Origin of the sequence: Ramlibacter sp., from assembly GCF_036676645.1 — a bacterium.
Classification (GTDB): Bacteria; Pseudomonadota; Gammaproteobacteria; order Burkholderiales; family Burkholderiaceae_C; genus Ramlibacter.
The window spans coordinates 1-16,463 of the sequence record NZ_JAKFCM010000095.1 but is presented as its reverse complement, the minus strand read 5'-3'; the positions used below and the strand labels follow the sequence as shown (position 1 = coordinate 16,463).

17 protein-coding genes and 1 tRNA gene are annotated in these 16,463 nt (G+C 67.7%); all 18 read right to left on the bottom strand.

Translation table 11 applies throughout. The features are described 5' to 3' along the window. Positions 1-83 precede the first annotated feature (83 nt). The 18 genes from V6M57_RS14190 to V6M57_RS14105 all read right to left on the bottom strand — a co-directional run bounded on the left by V6M57_RS14190 (position 84) and on the right by V6M57_RS14105 (position 16,225). Positions 84-524 carry a DUF1178 family protein gene (locus V6M57_RS14190; protein ID WP_332815647.1) on the bottom strand — a complete coding sequence of 147 codons (441 nt, stop codon included), beginning with the start codon at positions 522-524 and terminating at the stop codon, positions 84-86. Between the two features lie 90 nt (positions 525-614). Then, positions 615-1,193, bottom strand: coding sequence for an NUDIX hydrolase (locus tag V6M57_RS14185; RefSeq protein ID WP_332815646.1), 579 nt, complete (start codon positions 1,191-1,193; stop codon positions 615-617). Further along, on the bottom strand, positions 1,186-1,494 hold the full coding sequence (locus V6M57_RS14180) for a DUF2818 family protein (protein WP_332815645.1): 309 nt from the start codon (positions 1,492-1,494) through the stop codon (positions 1,186-1,188). The genes V6M57_RS14185 and V6M57_RS14180 overlap by 8 nt, the downstream gene beginning before the upstream one ends. Positions 1,495-1,510: 16 nt before the next feature. After that, positions 1,511-2,998: an NADH-quinone oxidoreductase subunit NuoN gene (gene nuoN / locus V6M57_RS14175; RefSeq protein WP_332815644.1), complete on the bottom strand. Its 1,488-nt coding sequence runs from the start codon at positions 2,996-2,998 to the stop codon at positions 1,511-1,513. Positions 2,999-3,010: 12 nt separating this feature from the next. Further along, positions 3,011-4,486: an NADH-quinone oxidoreductase subunit M gene (locus V6M57_RS14170; RefSeq protein ID WP_332815643.1), complete on the bottom strand. Its 1,476-nt coding sequence runs from the start codon at positions 4,484-4,486 to the stop codon at positions 3,011-3,013. Between the two features lie 13 nt (positions 4,487-4,499). Then, a complete protein-coding gene (nuoL, locus tag V6M57_RS14165) occupies positions 4,500-6,545 on the bottom strand; it encodes an NADH-quinone oxidoreductase subunit L (RefSeq protein ID WP_332815642.1) in 2,046 nt (681 codons plus the stop codon). A 28-nt stretch (positions 6,546-6,573) separates the two neighbouring features. After that, complete coding sequence (gene nuoK, locus V6M57_RS14160) at positions 6,574-6,882, bottom strand: NADH-quinone oxidoreductase subunit NuoK (RefSeq protein ID WP_332815641.1); 309 nt, start codon at positions 6,880-6,882, stop codon at positions 6,574-6,576. Continuing rightward, complete coding sequence (locus V6M57_RS14155; RefSeq protein ID WP_332815640.1) at positions 6,879-7,562, bottom strand: NADH-quinone oxidoreductase subunit J; 684 nt, start codon at positions 7,560-7,562, stop codon at positions 6,879-6,881. Before V6M57_RS14155 ends, nuoK begins: the two co-directional genes overlap by 4 nt. A 141-nt stretch (positions 7,563-7,703) precedes the next feature. After that, complete coding sequence (gene nuoI, locus V6M57_RS14150) at positions 7,704-8,225, bottom strand: NADH-quinone oxidoreductase subunit NuoI (protein WP_332815639.1); 522 nt, start codon at positions 8,223-8,225, stop codon at positions 7,704-7,706. A gap of 5 nt (positions 8,226-8,230) precedes the next feature. Beyond that, positions 8,231-9,313, bottom strand: a complete 1,083-nt coding sequence (gene nuoH, locus V6M57_RS14145; RefSeq protein WP_332815638.1) for an NADH-quinone oxidoreductase subunit NuoH — start codon at positions 9,311-9,313, stop codon at positions 8,231-8,233. Then, on the bottom strand, positions 9,310-11,475 hold the full coding sequence (gene nuoG, locus V6M57_RS14140; protein ID WP_332815637.1) for an NADH-quinone oxidoreductase subunit NuoG: 2,166 nt from the start codon (positions 11,473-11,475) through the stop codon (positions 9,310-9,312). Before nuoG ends, nuoH begins: the two co-directional genes overlap by 4 nt. After that, positions 11,468-12,826, bottom strand: a complete 1,359-nt coding sequence (gene nuoF, locus V6M57_RS14135) for an NADH-quinone oxidoreductase subunit NuoF (protein WP_332815636.1) — start codon at positions 12,824-12,826, stop codon at positions 11,468-11,470. Before nuoF ends, nuoG begins: the two co-directional genes overlap by 8 nt. After that, the gene (gene nuoE / locus V6M57_RS14130) at positions 12,823-13,314 is read right to left on the bottom strand and encodes an NADH-quinone oxidoreductase subunit NuoE (RefSeq protein ID WP_332815635.1); all 492 of its coding nucleotides are present in this window, start codon (positions 13,312-13,314) and stop codon (positions 12,823-12,825) included. The genes nuoF and nuoE overlap by 4 nt, the downstream gene beginning before the upstream one ends. After that, complete coding sequence (locus tag V6M57_RS14125; protein ID WP_332815634.1) at positions 13,311-14,564, bottom strand: NADH-quinone oxidoreductase subunit D; 1,254 nt, start codon at positions 14,562-14,564, stop codon at positions 13,311-13,313. Before V6M57_RS14125 ends, nuoE begins: the two co-directional genes overlap by 4 nt. Then, a complete protein-coding gene (locus tag V6M57_RS14120) occupies positions 14,557-15,198 on the bottom strand; it encodes an NADH-quinone oxidoreductase subunit C (protein ID WP_332815633.1) in 642 nt (213 codons plus the stop codon). Before V6M57_RS14120 ends, V6M57_RS14125 begins: the two co-directional genes overlap by 8 nt. 4 nt (positions 15,199-15,202) lie before the next feature. Then, entirely contained in the window at positions 15,203-15,682 is a 480-nt protein-coding gene (locus tag V6M57_RS14115; protein WP_135263744.1) for a NuoB/complex I 20 kDa subunit family protein, read from the bottom strand. Positions 15,683-15,716: 34 nt separating this feature from the next. Next, positions 15,717-16,088 carry an NADH-quinone oxidoreductase subunit A gene (locus V6M57_RS14110; RefSeq protein WP_332815632.1) on the bottom strand — a complete coding sequence of 124 codons (372 nt, stop codon included), beginning with the start codon at positions 16,086-16,088 and terminating at the stop codon, positions 15,717-15,719. A 52-nt stretch (positions 16,089-16,140) separates the two neighbouring features. Beyond that, positions 16,141-16,225 (bottom strand) — tRNA-Leu (locus V6M57_RS14105). Between the last annotated feature and the right edge of the window lie 238 nt (positions 16,226-16,463).

Here is a 16,463-nt window from a genome sequence, read left to right as displayed (position 1 = left end):
CCGGGTGAACAACCTATTGAAACGCCACAGCTAGGCCGATCGCCGGTGCACGCGGTCTGCGGCCTCAGCGCCCAGCGGGTGCGCTACTGCACCGGCCCCTTCAGCGCCTTCGGGATCGGCAGCGGCAGGACCCCGATGCCCTCCTCCAGCAGCGCCTGGGTTTCCTCGCGCGAAGCCTGGCCGCGGATGCCACGCTCCTCGGTCTCGCCGTAGTGGATGCGGCGGGCCTCCTCGGCGAAGCGCTCGCCGACGTCCTCGGTGTTGGCCATGACGTGGCGAACCATCTTCAGCCACGCTTTCTGCAGGTCGGCGTCGGGGACGGTGGCCACGTCCCTGCGGGCCGACGGTTCCGGCGGCGCGCCCAGGTTCAGGCGAGGCGCGCTGAGCATCTTGGTGATGGCCGTGTCGCCGCACATTGGGCATTCGACCAGGCCGCGCTCGAGCTGGCCCCGGAAATCATCTTCCGAGCCGAACCAGCCCTCGAAGGCGTGCTGGTGCGAGCACTGGAGGTTCAGGACCTTCACGGCGTCGACGGGCCGCCCCTAGGCGCCGAGCCCCCTCCGGGGGCAGCGGAACCACGGAGTGGTGAAGCGTGGGGGTTCATGATTTCTCAATTATGGGCGCCAGTCGAGTTGCCAAGCCCCCGCCAGGACGTTCTGCAGCCAGAGGACGCCGACCAGGGTCTTGGCGTCCGTCACGCTGCCGTCGCGGCTCCACGCCAGCAGTTGCTGCGGCGTGGCGGTGAACACGTCGAGGAACTCCTCCTCGTCCAGCCGGCGCTCGCCGGCGGCGAGGCCGCGCGCGAACCAGACGTCGATGAACTCGGTGGAATACGAGATCACCGGGTGCAGCTGGCCGGCGAAGGCCCACTCGCGCGCGGTGTAGCCGGTCTCCTCCTGCAGCTCGCGCCGGGCGCAGGCCAGCCGGTCCTCGCCGGCGTCGAGCTTGCCGGCCGGGAACTCGACCATCACCCGCCCGACCGGATGCCGGTACTGGCGCTCCAGCACCAGCCGGCCGTCGTCCAGCATCGGGATCACCATCACGGCCCCGGGATGGATGACGAACTCGCGGGTGGCCGGCGCACCGCTGGGCAGCACCACCCGCTCGCGCACCACGTGCAGGAAGTTCCCGCGCAGCAACTCCTCGCGCGAGAGGGTCTTTTCGACCAGGTGCGGGTCGGCTCCGTCAGCCACGGCGCCTCTTGCCGAGGTAGCGCCAGACGAAGCCGGGGAAGGAAAAGGTCAGGAACAGCGCGCCGGTGACGGCGTAGAACTCCCAGCCCTGCGGCGCGACCTGGCCGGCGCGGCTCTCCAGCGCCAGGCCGAGCGCACCGACCAGCAGGTAGAACACCAGCAGCTCGGCCAGGCGGACCGCGAAGGGCTTGGGCGCCTTCAGCGGCCACACGCCCAGCAGGTGGCGATCGACCAGGAACGGCAGGTTGGCGGCGACGAACGCCACTCCGATCACCAGCCAGACAGAGGCCGTCAGCGACACGATGGGGGCGCGGGGCTCAGGACGCCAGCGTCTTGAGCACGGCGTCGGTGCACAGCGCCATCAGCCCGCCCGGCACGATGCCCAGCACCAGCACCAGCGCGCCGTTGACCGCCAGCACCGCGCGCACTTCGCCCGGAGCCGACACGGTGCTGGCCGTGACCGGCGAGTCGAAGTACATGACCTTGACCACGCGGATGTAGTAGAAGGCCGCCACCAGCGAGGTCATGACGGCGAACACCGCCAGGCCGATGTGCAGCGCGGTGCCGCCGGCCACCAGCGCCTGCAGCACCGCCAGCTTGGCGTAGAAGCCCACCAGGGGCGGAATGCCCGCCAGCGAGAACATGCACAGCGCCATCACGCCGGCGTACAGCGGGCTGCGCTGGTTCAGGCCGGCCAGGTCGACGATCTCCTCGCTCTCGAAGCCCTCGCGCGCCAGCAGCAGGATGATGCCGAAGGCGCCCAGGAAGGTCAGCACGTAGGTGACGATGTAGAACATCGCCGAGCTGTAGGCGGCCTGCGCGTTGGCGGTGTTGCCGTTGACCACGCCGGCGGCCAGGCCCAGCAGCACGAAGCCCATCTGGCCGATGGTGGAGTAGGCCAGCATGCGCTTGAGGTTGCTCTGCGCGATGGCCGCCAGGTTGCCCACCAGCAGCGAGGCCACGGCCAGCACCATCAGCATCTGCTGCCAGTCGATGGCCAGCGGGATCAGCCCCTCCACCAGCAGGCGCATGGCGATGCCGAACGCGGCCAGTTCCGGCGCCGAGCCGATCAGCAGCGTGATCGCCGTCGGCGCGCCGTGGTACACGTCGGGGATCCACATGTGGAACGGCGCGGCGCCCAGCTTGAAGCCCAGCCCGGCGACGATGAACACCAGCCCGAACACCAGCACCTGGTGGTTGATGCGGCCGCTGGCGATGCTGCGGAACACCTCGTTGATGTCCAGCGAGCCGGTGGCGCCGTACAGCATGGACATGCCGTACAGCAGGAAGCCGCTGGCCATGGCGCCCAGCACGAAGTACTTCATGGCGGCCTCGGTGGCGTCCCCGTGGTCGCGCCGCAGCGCCACCAGCGCGTAGCTGGACAGGGTCAGCACCTCCAGGCCCAGGTACAGCACCAGGAAGTTGCTGCCGGAGATCATGACGAACATGCCCAGCAGGGCGAACAGCGACAGCGTGAACAGCTCGCCGCCGCGCATCATGCCGCGGTCGGCCGCGTACGGCCGGCTGTAGACCAGGGTCACCATCAGGGCGATGGCCGAGAAGCACTTCAGCCAGTTGCCCATGGGGTCGCTCACGGTCATCTTGCCGAAGGCGTAGAAGGTGCGGCCGTCGAGCGCGAAATCGGCCGTCATCCAGGCCACGGCGGCAAGCGTCGCCAGGGTCAGCCAGTGCGTCAGCCCGCGCAGGCGCGAGGTGACGCCCAGGTCCACGATGGCGATCACGCAGGCCATCACCAGCAGCAGCAGCTCCGGCAGGACGACGATGAAGCTCAGGGAGTCGATCATGGCGGCGGTCGATCAGTTCAGTTTGGAGGCCGCCACGTGCTGAAGGAAGCTGGCGACCGACGCGTCCATCACGTCGGTGAAGGGCTTGGGATGGATGCCCATGTAGAGCACCGCGACGGCGAGCAGGCCCAGCATCAGGAACTCGCGGCTGTTGATGTCGGCCATCTGGCGGACCTTGTCGTTGGCCACCTGGCCGAGGTACACGCGCTTGTACATCCACAGGGTGTAGGCGGCGCCCCAGATCAGCGCGCTGGCCGCCGCCAGGCCGAGCCAGAAGTTGGCCTTCACGGTGCCCAGGATCACCATCCACTCGCCGACGAAGCCTGCGGTGGCCGGCAGGCCGCAGTTGGCCATGGCGAACAGCAGCGCGAAGGCGGCGAAGTTGGGCATGGTGTTGACCACCCCGCCGTAGCTGGCGATCTCGCGCGAGTGCAGCCGGTCGTACAGCACGCCGATGCACAGGAACATGGCGGCCGACACGAAGCCGTGCGCGATCATCTGGACCAGCCCGCCGGCCACGCCGAGCGGGTTGAAGATGAAGAAGCCCAGCGTGACGAAACCCATGTGGGCCACCGACGAATAGGCCACCAGCTTCTTCATGTCCTGCTGCACCAGCGCCACCAGGCCGACGTAGATCACCGCGATCAGGGACAGCGCGATCATGAACCAGTCCCACTCGCGCGAGGCGTCGGGCGCGATCGGCATCGAGAAGCGCAGGAAGCCGTAGGCGCCCAGCTTCAGCATGATGGCCGCCAGCACCGCCGAGCCGCCGGTGGGCGCCTCCACGTGCACGTCGGGCAGCCAGGTGTGCACCGGCCACATCGGCACCTTGACCGCGAAGGCCGCGAAGAAGGCGAAGAACAGCAGGGTCTGCGCCGTCATCGGCAGCGGCAGCTTGTGCCAGGTGGCGATGTCGAAGCTGCCGCCGGATGCGCCATACAGGTAGATCAGCGCGATCAGCATCAGCAGCGAGCCGAGCAGCGTGTACAGGAAGAACTTGAAGGCCGCGTAGATCTTCCGGGGCCCGCCCCACACGCCGATGATCAGGTACATCGGGATCAGGGTGGCCTCGAAGAACACGTAGAACAGCATCGCGTCCATCGCGCAGAACACGCCGATCATCAGCCCCGACAGGATCAGGAACGCACCCATGTACTGGTTGACGCGCTCGGTGATCGCCTCCCAGGCCGAGATCACCACGATGACGGTGATGAACGCCGTCAGCAGCACGAACCAGAAGGAAAGCCCGTCCAGCCCCAGGTGGTAGTTGATGTTGAAGGTTTCGATCCAGGGCGCCTTCTCGACGAACTGCATCTCCGCGGTGCCGAGCCGGAAGCCGCCGTACAGCGGCAGCGTGACCAGGAAGCTGACGATGGCGCCGACCAGGGCGATCCAGCGCACCGCGCGCGCCTGCTCGTCCCTGCCCAGGGCCAGCAGCACGGCGCCGAACACGATCGGCGTCCAGATGGCGAGGCTCAAAAGACCCACTTTCTCGTTCTCCTTAGCGGCCCAGCCAGACGAACCAGGTCATGAGGACGAAGATCCCCAGGAGCATGGCGAGCGCGTAGTGATACAGGTAGCCGGACTGCGCGCGCCGCACCACGCCGGCGAACCAGCCCACCAGTTGCGCGCTGCCGTTGACCACCGCCCCGTCGATCACGGCCTGGTCGCCGCCCTTCCACAGCCCGATGCCGATGCCGCGCGTCAGGCGCGCGATCACGTTCTCGTTGAACCAGTCCATGTAGTACTTGTTGTCCAGGATCGTGTACAGCGGCCGGAACGCCCGGGCGATCTTCGCCGGCAGCGCGGTATTGACCATGTACAGGTAGTACGCCAGTGCGACGCCGGCAGCCGCCAGCCAGAACACCGGCGTGCTCAGGCCATGCAGGGCCATCTGCACCGGGCCGTGCCAGGCCTTGGCCAACTCGGCCATCGCCGGGTGGCGCGCGGCGTCGACCAGGATCGAGTCCTTGAAGAAGTCGCCGAACAGCATCGGGCCGATGGTGAGGAAGCCGATCACCACCGACGGGAAGGCCAGCATCAGCAGCGGCACCGTCACCACCCAGGGCGATTCGTGCGGCTTGCCGTGGTGGCTGTGGTCGTCGTGGTGCGAGGCGTCCGCCTCCTCGTCACCGTGGTGCGCGTGGTGTGCATCCGGGTTCTGGTCGTAGCGCTCCGGCCCGTGGAACACCAGGAAGTACATCCGGAACGAGTAGAAGGCGGTGACGAACACGCCCGCCATGACGGCGAAGTACGCGAAGCCGGCGCCCGGCAGCGTGCTGTGGTGCACCGCCTCGATGATGCTGTCCTTGGAATAGAAGCCGGCGAACAGCGGCGTGCCGATCAGGGCCAGCGAGCCCAGCAGCGCCGTGATCCAGGTGATCGGCATGTACTTGCGCAGCCCGCCCATCCAGCGGATGTCCTGGTTGTGGTGCACGCCGATGATCACCGAGCCGGCCGCCAGGAACAGCAGCGCCTTGAAGAAGGCGTGCGTCATCAGGTGGAACACCGCCACCGAGTAGGCCGAGGCGCCCAGGGCCACCGTCATGTAGCCCAGCTGCGACAGCGTGGAGTACGCCACCACCCGCTTGATGTCGTTCTGGATCACGCCCAGGAAACCCATGAACAGCGCGGTGATGGCGCCGATCACCAGGATGATGGACAACGCCGTGTCCGACAGCTCGAACAGCGGCGACATGCGCGCCACCATGAAGATGCCGGCGGTCACCATGGTGGCCGCGTGGATCAGCGCCGAGATCGGGGTCGGGCCTTCCATCGAGTCGGGCAGCCACACGTGCAGCGGGAACTGCGCGCTCTTGCCCATCGCCCCGATGAACAGGCAGATGCAGATCACCGTCATCAGCATCCACTCGGTGCCGGGGAACGTCAGCGCCGCCAGCTCGCCGGCCTTGGCGAAGGCCTCGGCGTAGCCCAGGGTGCCGGCGAAGGCGGCGATCAGCGCGATGCCCAGGATGAAGCCGAAGTCGCCGACCCGGTTGACCAGGAAGGCCTTCAGGTTGGCGAAGATGGCGGTCGGCCTGTTGTACCAGAAGCCGATCAGCAGGTAGGACACCAGGCCCACCGCCTCCCAGCCGAAGAACAGCTGCAGGAAGTTGTTGCTCATGACCAGCATGAGCATGGAGAAGGTGAACAGCGAGATGTAGGCGAAGAAGCGGTTGTAGCCCTCGTCTTCCTCCATGTAGCCGATGGTGTAGATGTGGACCATCAGCGACACGAAGGTCACCACGCACATCATCATGGCCGACAGGCCGTCGACCAGGAAGCCAACCTCCATCTTCAGGCCGCCCACCACCATCCACTCGTAGATGGTCTCGTTGAAGCGTGCGCCGTCCAGGGCCACGCTCTTGAGCGTCAGGGCCGACAGGACGAAGGACACCAGCACGCCCAGGATGGTGGCGGTGTGCGACAGGCGCCGCCCGATCCGGTTGCCGCCGAAGGTGGTGCCGAAGATGCCGGCGATCGCGGAGCCGGCCAGCGGCGCCAGCGCGACCGCGAGCAGTGTCGATGCGTGGAGGGTTGTAGCCATCGTTTCTTTTTTCGGGCGGCGCTGGCGCTCAGCCCTTCAGCTCGTTGAGCTCTTCGACCGAGATGTTCGACTTGTTGCGGAACAGCAGCACCAGGATGGCCAGGCCGATCGCGGACTCGGCCGCCGCCACCGTGAGGATGAAGAACACGAACACCTGGCCGTGCATGTCGCCCAGGTAGTAGGAGAACGCCACGAAGTTCATGTTGACGGCCAGCAGCATCAGCTCGATGGCCATCAGCAGCACGATCAGGTTGCGGCGGTTCAGGAAGATGCCGACGACCGACAGCGCGAACAGGATCGCGCCCAGCGACAGGTAGTGGCCCAGCGTGACGCTCATGGCTGGCCCCCTTCGCCGCCGGCCGCGGCCGCGGGCTGCGGCGGCGGCGCCACCACCGGCGGCATCTTGATCACCTGCAGGCGGTCGCTGGCGCGCACGCGCACCTGCAGCGACGGGTCGACCTTGCGGCTGTCCTTGCGCTGCCGCAGCGTCAGCGCGATGGCCGCCACGATGGCCACCAGCAGCAGCACCGCCGCCAGCTCCAGCGGGTACAGGTACTGCGTGTAGACCAGCTTGCCCAGCTCCCGGGTGTTGGACACCTCCAGCGGCGCCTGGGCGCCGGCCTGGGCGGCGGCCTGCACGGCGGCGGCGCCGGCGCGCGGCTCTTCGGCCAGCCGGAAGCCTCCCATCAGCACCGCGGCCATCTCCAGCGCGATGACCACGCCGACCACGGCGGCCACCGGGAAGTGCTTCCAGAAGCCGGCCCGCAGGCTGTCGGTGTTGATGTCCAGCATCATCACGACGAACAGGAACAGCACCATCACGGCGCCGACGTAGACCAGCACCAGCGCGATGGCCAGGAATTCGGCCTTGAGCAGCAGCCAGATGGCGGCGGCCTGGGCGAAGGCGAGCACCAGGTACAGCGCGGCATACACCGGGTTGCGCGCGGTGATCACCCGGAAGGCCGCGAACAGCAGCACCGCCGAGAACAGGTAGAAGAAGCCGGTCGTGAAGTCCATTTCAGTTGCCCACGCCTTCCAACAGGCGATACGCCGCTCCCAAGCACGGCCATTCGAGCGGCCACCGCGGAACCGGCTTTGCCGGGCCGCTGGTGGCGCCCCTTGAGGGGAGGCGCCGAAGGCGCTTCGGGGTGGTCATATTCAGCGGTACTTGGCGTCCGCTGCGCGCCGGGCGGCGATCTCGGCCTCGTAGCGGTCGCCCACGGCCAGCAGCATCTCCTTGGTGTAGTACAGGTCGCCGCGCTTCTCGCCGTGGTATTCGAGGATGTGGGTCTCGACGATCGAGTCGGTCGGGCAGCTCTCCTCGCAGAAGCCGCAGAAGATGCACTTGGTCAGGTCGATGTCGTAGCGCGTGGTGCGGCGGGTGCCGTCGGCCCGCTGGTCGCTCTCGATGGTGATCGCCAGGGCCGGGCACACCGCCTCGCACAGCTTGCACGCGATGCAGCGCTCCTCGCCGTTCTCGTAGCGGCGCAGCGCGTGCAGGCCGCGGAAGCGCGGCGACAGCGGCGTCTTCTCCTCCGGGAACTGCACCGTGATCTTGCGCGCCCAGAAGTACTTGCCCGTGATGCGCAGGCCCTTGAACAACTCCACCAGCATGAAGCTGGAGAGGAAGTCCTTGAGCGAGAACGCCGAAGGTTGTCGTTGCAGGGTATCGGTGGACATCCGTCTTACTTCCAGATGTTGTAGGGTGTCTGCATCCACAGCCCGACCACCACCAGCCAGACCAGCGTGACCGGAATGAAGATCTTCCAGCCCAGGCGCATGATCTGGTCGTAGCGGTAGCGCGGGAACGTGGAGCGCACCCACAGGAACATGGTCACGACCACGAAGGTCTTCAGGCCCAGCCAGATCCAGCCGGGAATCCAGGACAGCACGGCCGAGTCGATCGGGGGCAGCCAGCCGCCCAGGAACATGGTCACCGCCAGGATGGAGACCAGCCACATGTTGGCGTACTCGGCCAGGAAGAACATGGCGAAGCTCATGCCCGAGTACTCGATCATGTGGCCGGCCACGATCTCCGACTCGCCCTCCACCACGTCGAACGGGTGGCGGTTGGTCTCGGCCAGGCCGGAGATGAAGTACACGAGGAAGATCGGCAGCAGCGGCAGCCAGTTCCAGGACAGGAAGTTCAGGCCCAGGCCGGCGAAGTAGCCGCGGTCCTGGCTGAGCACGATCTCGGTCATGTTCAGGCTGCCCGTGACCATCAGCACCACCACGAAGGCGAAGCCCATCGCGATCTCGTAGCTGACCATCTGGGCCGACGCGCGCAGCGCGCCCAGGAAGGCGTACTTGGAGTTGGACGCCCAGCCCGCGATGATGACCCCGTACACCTCCATCGAGGTGATCGCCATCAGGAACAGCAGGCCGGCGTTGATGTTGGACAGCGCCATCTCGGGCCCGAACGGGATCACCGCCCAGGCCGCCAGCGCCGGCATGATGGTCATGATCGGGCCGAGCAGGAACAGGCCCTTGTTGGCGGCCGACGGCAGGATGATTTCCTTGGTCAGCAGCTTCAGGGCGTCGGCGATCGGGGTCAGCAGCCCCAGCGGCCCGATGCGGTTGGGACCGGGGCGCAGCTGGGTGAAGCCGATGCCCTTGCGCTCCCACAGCGTCAGGTAGGCCACGGCGCCCATCAGCGGCGCGACCACCAGCACGATCTTGATCAGGTTCCAGACCACCGGCCAGCCGGCGGCGGACCACCAGGGGGCGGCGATCAGGCCGTTGCCGTAGCCGTAGAGGGCGTCGATCATGCGACGGCCTCCTCGCCACGGTCGAGCACGACGCGATGCGAAGCCGCCTGCGCCGCCTGGCCATCGGCCGTGAGCTGCAACGCCTCGGCGCGGCGCACGATGCCGTCGAGCTGGTAGATGGCGGCGCTGGCCGGCGTTTGCGCCGGCAGCGACACGTCGATCGCGGCGCTCGTGCGGTTGGACAGCACGCCGCCCTGCACCATGGCCTGGCCGGCATCGGCCTCGCCGCGGGCCGCCGCCAGCACTTCCAGTGCCGAGTCGAACTCGAAGCCTTCCAGCCCCATCAGGTTGCCCAGCACGCGCAGCACCTTCCAGCCCGGGCGCGTTTCGCCCAGCGGCTTGACCACCGCAGTGAAGGACTGCACCCGGCCTTCGGCGTTGACGAAGGTGCCCGGCGTCTCGGTCCAGGGCGCGATCGGCAGCAGGACGTCGCTGAAGGCCATGTTGGCCATGAAGGGGCTGAGCGTGACTACCATCTCGGCCTGGCCCAGCGCCTCGGCGGCACGCTCGCCGGCGGCGGAATCGGACACCGGTTCGGTGTTCAGCAGCAGGGCCGCCTTCAGGCCGCCGGGAGCCAGCATCTGGCCGGCATTCAGGCCGCCCGCGCCCGGCAGCGCGCCCGCGAGCTGCGCGCCGACGGTGTTGGCCGCCTCGGTCAGGTAGCCGACGGCGGCACCGGTCGCTTCGCCGAGCCACTGCGCCAGCGCCAGCAGCGTGGATGCATTGGCGTGGTGCGCGGCGGCATTGCCCAGCAGGATGGCCTTGCGCTCGCCCGACAGCAGCGAGGCGGCGATGGCCCTGGCGGCATCGGTGGCGCTGCCCTTCGCGGGCGCGGACACGCCCTTTTCGGCAGCGACCGCCGCGGCCACGTCGGCCAACGCCTGGGCCCATTGGCCCGCCGGCGCCGTGACCGTGGTGGCCATCGCCATCGCCCAGTCGTGCGCCACGTCGTTGATGCGCGAGACCTGCGCGCCCTGGCGCGCGGCGAAACGCACGCGCATGGCGAACAGCGGGTGGTCCTTGCGCAGGTTGGAGCCGACCACCAGCACGCGCTGCAGTTCGGACAGCGAAGCGATGGAGGTGCCCAGCCAGCGCGCGCCCTCGGCCGGCGCGAACTGCGCGTTGCGCAGGCGGTAGTCGATGTTCTCGCTGCCCAGCGCGCGCACCAGCCGGCCGGCGAGGAAGAGCTCCTCCACCGTGCTGTGCGGGCTGGCCAGCAGGCCGATGGCCCCGGCGCCATGGTCGGCGGCGACGTGCTTCAGGCCGTTGGCCACGTACTCCAGCGCGGTCTGCCAGTCGACCTGCTGCCACTCGCCGCCCTGCTTAATCATGGGCGAAGTCAGCCGGTCTTCGCCGTTGAGCGCTTCGTAGGAGAAGCGGTCGCGATCGGCCAGCCAGCACTCGTTGACCGCCTCGTTCTCCAGCGGCAGCACGCGCATCACGCGGTTGTTCTTCACCTGCACGATCAGGTTGGCGCCAGTGGAGTCGTGCGGACTGACCGACTTGCGGCGCGACAGCTCCCAGTTGCGCGCGGTGTAGCGGAACGGCTTGCTGGTGAGCGCGCCGACCGGACACAGGTCGATCATGTTGCCCGACACCTCGGAGTCGACGGTGTCGCCCAGCACGGTGGTGATCTCCGAGTACTCGCCCCGGTTGACCATCCCCAGCTCCATCACGCCGCCCAGCTCCTGGCCGAAGCGCACGCAGCGGGTGCAGTGGATGCAGCGGGTCATCTCCTCCATGGAGATCAGCGGGCCCACATCCTTGTGCAGCACCACGCGCTTTTCTTCCTCGTAGCGCGAAGCGGAGGCGCCATAGCCGACGGCCAGGTCCTGCAACTGGCACTCGCCGCCCTGGTCGCAGATCGGGCAGTCGAGCGGATGGTTGATCAGCAGGAACTCCATCACCCCCTGCTGGGCCTTGATCGCCTTCTCGCTGCGGGTGTGCACCACCATGCCGTTGGTCACCGGGGTGGCGCAGGCCGGCATCGGCTTGGGCGCCTTCTCCACCTCGACCAGGCACATGCGGCAGTTGGCCGCGATGGAAAGCTTCTTGTGGTAGCAGAAGTGCGGGATGTAGGTGCCCGCCTTTTCGGCCGCATGCATCACCATGCTGCCGTCGGGCACCTCGACCTTCTGTCCGTCCAGTGTGATTTCAGCCATGTTTGCTGGGCGCGCCGTGCGCGCCTTTCTCGACGCCCGTGCCCGTCATGCGGGCCTCGAACTCATGCCGGAAGTGCTTGATCATGGCGCGCACCGGCATCGCGGCGGCGTCGCCGAGCGCGCAGATGGTGCGGCCCTGGATGTTGTCGGCCACCGAATTGAGCAGGTCCAGGTCGGCCGGCTTGCCGTGGCCGTTGAGGATGCGGTCCTCCACGCGCCACATCCAGCCCGTGCCTTCGCGGCAGGGCGTGCACTGGCCGCAGGACTCGTGCATGTAGAAGTACGACAGGCGCAGCAGGCTCTCGACCATGTCGCGCGTCTCGTCCATCACGATGACGGCGCCCGAGCCCAGCATGGATCCGGCCTTGGCGATGGAGTCGTAGTCCATCGTGCACTGCATCATGATGTCGGCCGGCAGCACCGGCGCCGAGGAGCCGCCGGGGATCACCGCCTTGAGCTTCTTGCCGCCGCGCATGCCGCCGGCCAGCTCGAGCAGCTTGGTGAACGGCGTGCCGAGCGGGACCTCGTAGTTGCCGGGCAGCTCCACGTCGCCCGAGACCGAGAAGATCTTGGTGCCGCCGTTGTTCGGCTTGCCGCATTCCAGGTAGGCCTGGCCGCCGTTGCGGATGATCCAGGGCACCGCGGCGAAGGTCTCGGTGTTGTTGATCGTGGTGGGCTTGCCGTACAGGCCGAAGCTGGCCGGGAACGGCGGCTTGAAGCGCGGCTGGCCCTTCTTGCCTTCCAGCGATTCGAGCAGCGCGGTCTCCTCGCCGCAGATGTAGGCGCCGAAGCCGTGGTGCGCCTGCAGCTGGAAGCTGAAGCCGCTGCCCAGGATGTTGTCGCCCAGGTAGCCGGCAGCCCGGGCCTCTTCCAGCGCTTCCTCGAAGCGCTCGTAGATCTGGAAGATCTCGCCGTGGATGTAGTTGTAGCCCGCCGAGATGCCCATGGCGTAGGCCGCGATGGCCATGCCCTCGATCACGATGTGCGGGTTGTAGGCCAGGATGTCGCGGTCCTTGCAGGTGCCCGGCTCGCCCTCGTCGGAGTTGCACACCAGGTACTTCTGGCCCGGGAACTGGCGCGGCATGAAGCTCCACTTCAGGCCGGTGGGGAAACCGGCGCCGCCGCGGCCGCGCAGCGCCGACTCCTTCACGGTGGCGATCACCTGGTCGGGCGTCAGGCCCTCCTTGAGGATCTTGCGCAGCGCCTGGTACCCGTCGCGCGCCTCGTAGTCCTTCAGGCGCCAGTTGGTGCCGTCCAGGCCGGCGTAGATCTGCGGGTCGATGTGGCGGCCATGGAAGCAGGTCTGCACGCCGGTGGCCTGGAACTGTGCCAGCACTTGCTGGGGAGTCATGCAACGCCCTCCGCCTTGCGCAGCCCGTCGATCAGTTCGTCGAGCTTGTCCGCGCTCATGAAGCTGCACATGGTGCGGTCGTTGACCAGCATCACGGGCGAGTCGGCGCAGGCGCCCAGGCACTCGCTCTGCTGCAGCGTGAACAGGCCGTCGGGCGTGGTCTCGCCCATCTTGATGCCCAGCCGCTGCTCCAGGTGGCGCAGCGCATTGGCGCCGTCGCGCAGCTGGCACGGCAGGTTGGTGCAGACGTTGAGCTTGTACTTGCCCACCGGCCGCTGGTTGTACATGTTGTAGAAGGTCGTGACCTCGTGCACCGCGATCGGCGGCATGCCCAGGTAGGCCGCGATCTCGTTCTCGGCCTGCTGGGTGATGTGCCCCTGCTCCTGCTGCACGATGGCCAGGCAGGCCATCACCGCCGACTGCTTCTGGTCGGCCGGGTACTTGGCCACTTCGCGCTCGAAGCGGCCCTTCATGCTGTCCGTGATCATCTGTCGATTTCTCCGAACACGATGTCCATGGTGCCGATGATCGCGACGGCGTCGGCGATCATGTGGCCCCGGCTCATCTCGTCCATCGCGGCCAGGTGCGGGAAACCCGGCGGGCGGATCTTCATGCGGTACGGCTTGTTGGCGCCGTCGCTGAGGATGTAGATGCCGAACTCGCCCTTGGGATGCTCCACCGCCGCGTAGGCCTCGCCCTCGGGCACGCGCATGCCCTCGGAGAAGAGCTTGAAGTGGTGGATCAGCTCCTCCATGTTGGTCTTCATGCTCTCGCGGTTGGGCGGCGCGACCTTGTAGTTGTCGACGATCACCGGGCCCGGGTTGGCGCGCAGCCAGTCGACGCACTGCCCGATGATGCGGTTGGCCTCGCGCATCTCCCGCATGCGCACCAGGTAGCGGTCGTAGCAGTCGCCGGTGCGGCCCAGCGGGATGTCGAAATCCATCCGGTCGTAGACCTCGTAGGGCTGGGTCTTGCGCAGGTCCCAGGCGACGCCGGAGCCCCGCAGCATCGGGCCGGTGAAGCCGAGGTTCAGGGCCCGCTCGGGCGTGACCACGCCGATGCCCACCGTGCGCTGCTTCCAGATCCGGTTGTCGGTCAGCAGCGTCTCGTATTCGTCGACGTAGCCCGGGAAGCGGCGGGTGAAGGCTTCGATGAAGTCCAGCAGCGTGCCCTGCCGGTCCTCGTTCATGCGGTCGATCTCGCGCTGGTTGCGGATCTTGCTGGCCTTGTACTGCGGCATGCTGTCGGGCAGGTCGCGATAGACCCCGCCCGGGCGGAAGTAGGCCGCGTGCATGCGCGCGCCCGAGACCGCCTCGTACATGTCGAAGATGTCTTCCCGCTCGCGGAAGCAGTAGATCAGCATGTTCATCGCGCCGCAGTCCAGCCCGTGCGCGCCCAGCCACAGCAGGTGGTTGAGCAGCCGGGTGAGCTCGGAGAACATGACGCGGATGTACTTCGCGCGGATCGGCACCTCGATGCCCAGCAGCTTCTCCACCGCCAGGCAGTAGGCGTGCTCGTTGCACATCATCGAGACGTAGTCGAGCCGGTCCATGTACGGCAGCGTCTGGATGTAGGTGCGCGTCTCGGCCAGCTTCTCGGTGGCGCGGTGCAGCAGCCCGATGTGCGGGTCGGCGCGCTGGATCACCTCGCCATCGAGTTCCAGCACCAGGCGCAGCACGCCGTGCGCGGCCGGGTGCTGCGGGCCGAAGTTGAGCGTGTAGTTCTTGATCTCAGCCATGGTGGTCCAGGCCCCGGGGCTGCAGCCCCGCGTAGTTCTCTTCCCGGATGATGCGCGGCGTGATCTCGCGCGGCTCGATGCTCACCGGCTGGTAGATCACGCGTTGGCGCTCGGGGTCGTAGCGCATCTCGACGTGGCCGGAGATCGGGAAGTCCTTGCGGAACGGATGGCCGATGAAGCCGTAGTCGGTGAGGATGCGGCGCAGGTCGACGTGGCCCTCGAAGACGATCCCGTACAGGTCGAAGGCCTCGCGCTCGAACCAGTTGGCCGACGCCCACAGCCCGGTCACCGAGTCGACCACCGGCAGCTCGTCGTCGGCGCAGAACACGCGCAGGCGCACGCGCTGGTTGAGGCTGACCGACAGCAGGTGCGACACCACCGCGTAGCGCGCGCCGTCCCAGGCGCCGTTGCCGTAGTCGGAGTAGTCGACGCCGCACAGGTCCAGCAGCTGCTCGAAGCGGCAGCGCGGATCGTCGCGCAGCACCTGCGCGGCCGCCAGGTAGTTGTCCGGCGCGACGGTGGCCGTCACCTCGCCGAGCTTGAGCACCACCCGCTTGGCGAGCGGGCCCAGGGCTTCGGTGATCGTGGCTTGCAGCGCGGCGGGGTCGACCGCGAAAGGCGTGTTGACGGTCATCGGTTCAGGCCCGCGCAATCGTCTGGGTGCGGCGGATCTTCTGCTGCAGCTGGATGATCCCGTACAGCAGCGCCTCGGCGGTGGGCGGGCAGCCGGGCACGTACACGTCGACCGGCACGATGCGGTCGCAGCCGCGCACCACCGAGTAGCTGTAGTGGTAGTAGCCGCCGCCGTTGGCGCAGGTGCCCATGGACAGCACCCAGCGCGGCTCGGGCATCTGGTCGTACACCTTGCGCAGCGCCGGCGCCATCTTGTTGCACAGCGTGCCGGCCACGATCATCAGGTCGGACTGGCGCGGGCTGGGGCGGAACAGCATGCCGAAGCGGTCGATGTCGTAGCGGGCCGCGCCCGCGTGCATCATCTCCACCGCGCAGCAGGCCAGCCCGAACGTCATCGGCCACAGCGAGCCGGTCTTGGCCCAGTTGATGACGCTGTCCACGGTCGTCGTGACGACGCCCTTGTCGAGGATGCCTTCTTTAGCCATTGCTTGAGAGTCCGTTGCGGGCGCGGTGGGGCGTTCACTCCCAGTCGAGCGCGCCCTTCTTCCACTCGTAGATGAAGCCGACCACCAGGATCGCCAGGAAAACCATCATGGCCCAGAAGCCGGCGGGCCCGATCTCCTTGAGTGCCACGGCCCACGGGAAGAGGAACGCGATCTCCAGGTCGAACAGGATGAACAGGATGGCCACGAGGTAGTAGCGCACGTCGAACTTCATGCGCGCGTCCTCGAAGGCCTCGAAGCCGCATTCGTAGGGGGAGTTCTTGGCCGCGTCGGGCTTGTTGAAGCCGGCGGCGCCGGCAAAGGCCCAGCCCAGCACCTGCGGCAGCACCCCTACCGCAATGCCCACCAGGATGAACAGGAGGACAGGCAGGTACTGGTCAAGATTCATCGCGGACTCTGGTCGGCTGCCGGGCCGCGGTGCGGCAGGCAGCCCTTGGTTCTGGTGCCGTCGGCGAGACTCGAACTCGCACAGCTTTCGCCACTACCCCCTCAAGATAGCGTGTCTACCAATTTCACCACGACGGCGTGTGTGGTTGCCCGGGCGCGTGAGGCTTTGTTGTCGGCTTCCGGGCAGCCTTGGAGTTTACCCTGAATCCCTCGCCCTTCCCGCCGGGACAAGGGTGATTCGGCAGAGCTTCTTGCGCAGGATCAGGCCGGCCTACCGGCCGGGAATCTGGGCGGCGCCGCCGGCCCCGCTTTGCGGCCCGGGGGCAGCCGGCGCCGCGGGCACCACCGGGGCGGGCGCCGCGGGAGCGGCCGTGCC

Coding starts and splice junctions, on each gene's coding strand:
- V6M57_RS14155 (WP_332815640.1), bottom strand. CDS start 7,562: ATGGACTTCACGACCGGCTTCTTCTACCTGTTCTCGGCGGTGCTGCTG.
- V6M57_RS14110 (WP_332815632.1), bottom strand. CDS start 16,088: ATGAATCTTGACCAGTACCTGCCTGTCCTCCTGTTCATCCTGGTGGGC.
- nuoG (WP_332815637.1), bottom strand. CDS start 11,475: ATGGCTGAAATCACACTGGACGGACAGAAGGTCGAGGTGCCCGACGGC.
- nuoK (WP_332815641.1), bottom strand. CDS start 6,882: ATGAGCGTCACGCTGGGCCACTACCTGTCGCTGGGCGCGATCCTGTTC.
- V6M57_RS14120 (WP_332815633.1), bottom strand. CDS start 15,198: ATGACCGTCAACACGCCTTTCGCGGTCGACCCCGCCGCGCTGCAAGCC.
- nuoI (WP_332815639.1), bottom strand. CDS start 8,225: ATGTCCACCGATACCCTGCAACGACAACCTTCGGCGTTCTCGCTCAAG.
- nuoH (WP_332815638.1), bottom strand. CDS start 9,313: ATGATCGACGCCCTCTACGGCTACGGCAACGGCCTGATCGCCGCCCCC.
- nuoN (WP_332815644.1), bottom strand. CDS start 2,998: ATGATCGACTCCCTGAGCTTCATCGTCGTCCTGCCGGAGCTGCTGCTG.
- nuoF (WP_332815636.1), bottom strand. CDS start 12,826: ATGACTCCCCAGCAAGTGCTGGCACAGTTCCAGGCCACCGGCGTGCAG.
- V6M57_RS14115 (WP_135263744.1), bottom strand. CDS start 15,682: ATGGCTAAAGAAGGCATCCTCGACAAGGGCGTCGTCACGACGACCGTG.
- V6M57_RS14125 (WP_332815634.1), bottom strand. CDS start 14,564: ATGGCTGAGATCAAGAACTACACGCTCAACTTCGGCCCGCAGCACCCG.
- nuoE (WP_332815635.1), bottom strand. CDS start 13,314: ATGATCACGGACAGCATGAAGGGCCGCTTCGAGCGCGAAGTGGCCAAG.
- nuoL (WP_332815642.1), bottom strand. CDS start 6,545: ATGGCTACAACCCTCCACGCATCGACACTGCTCGCGGTCGCGCTGGCG.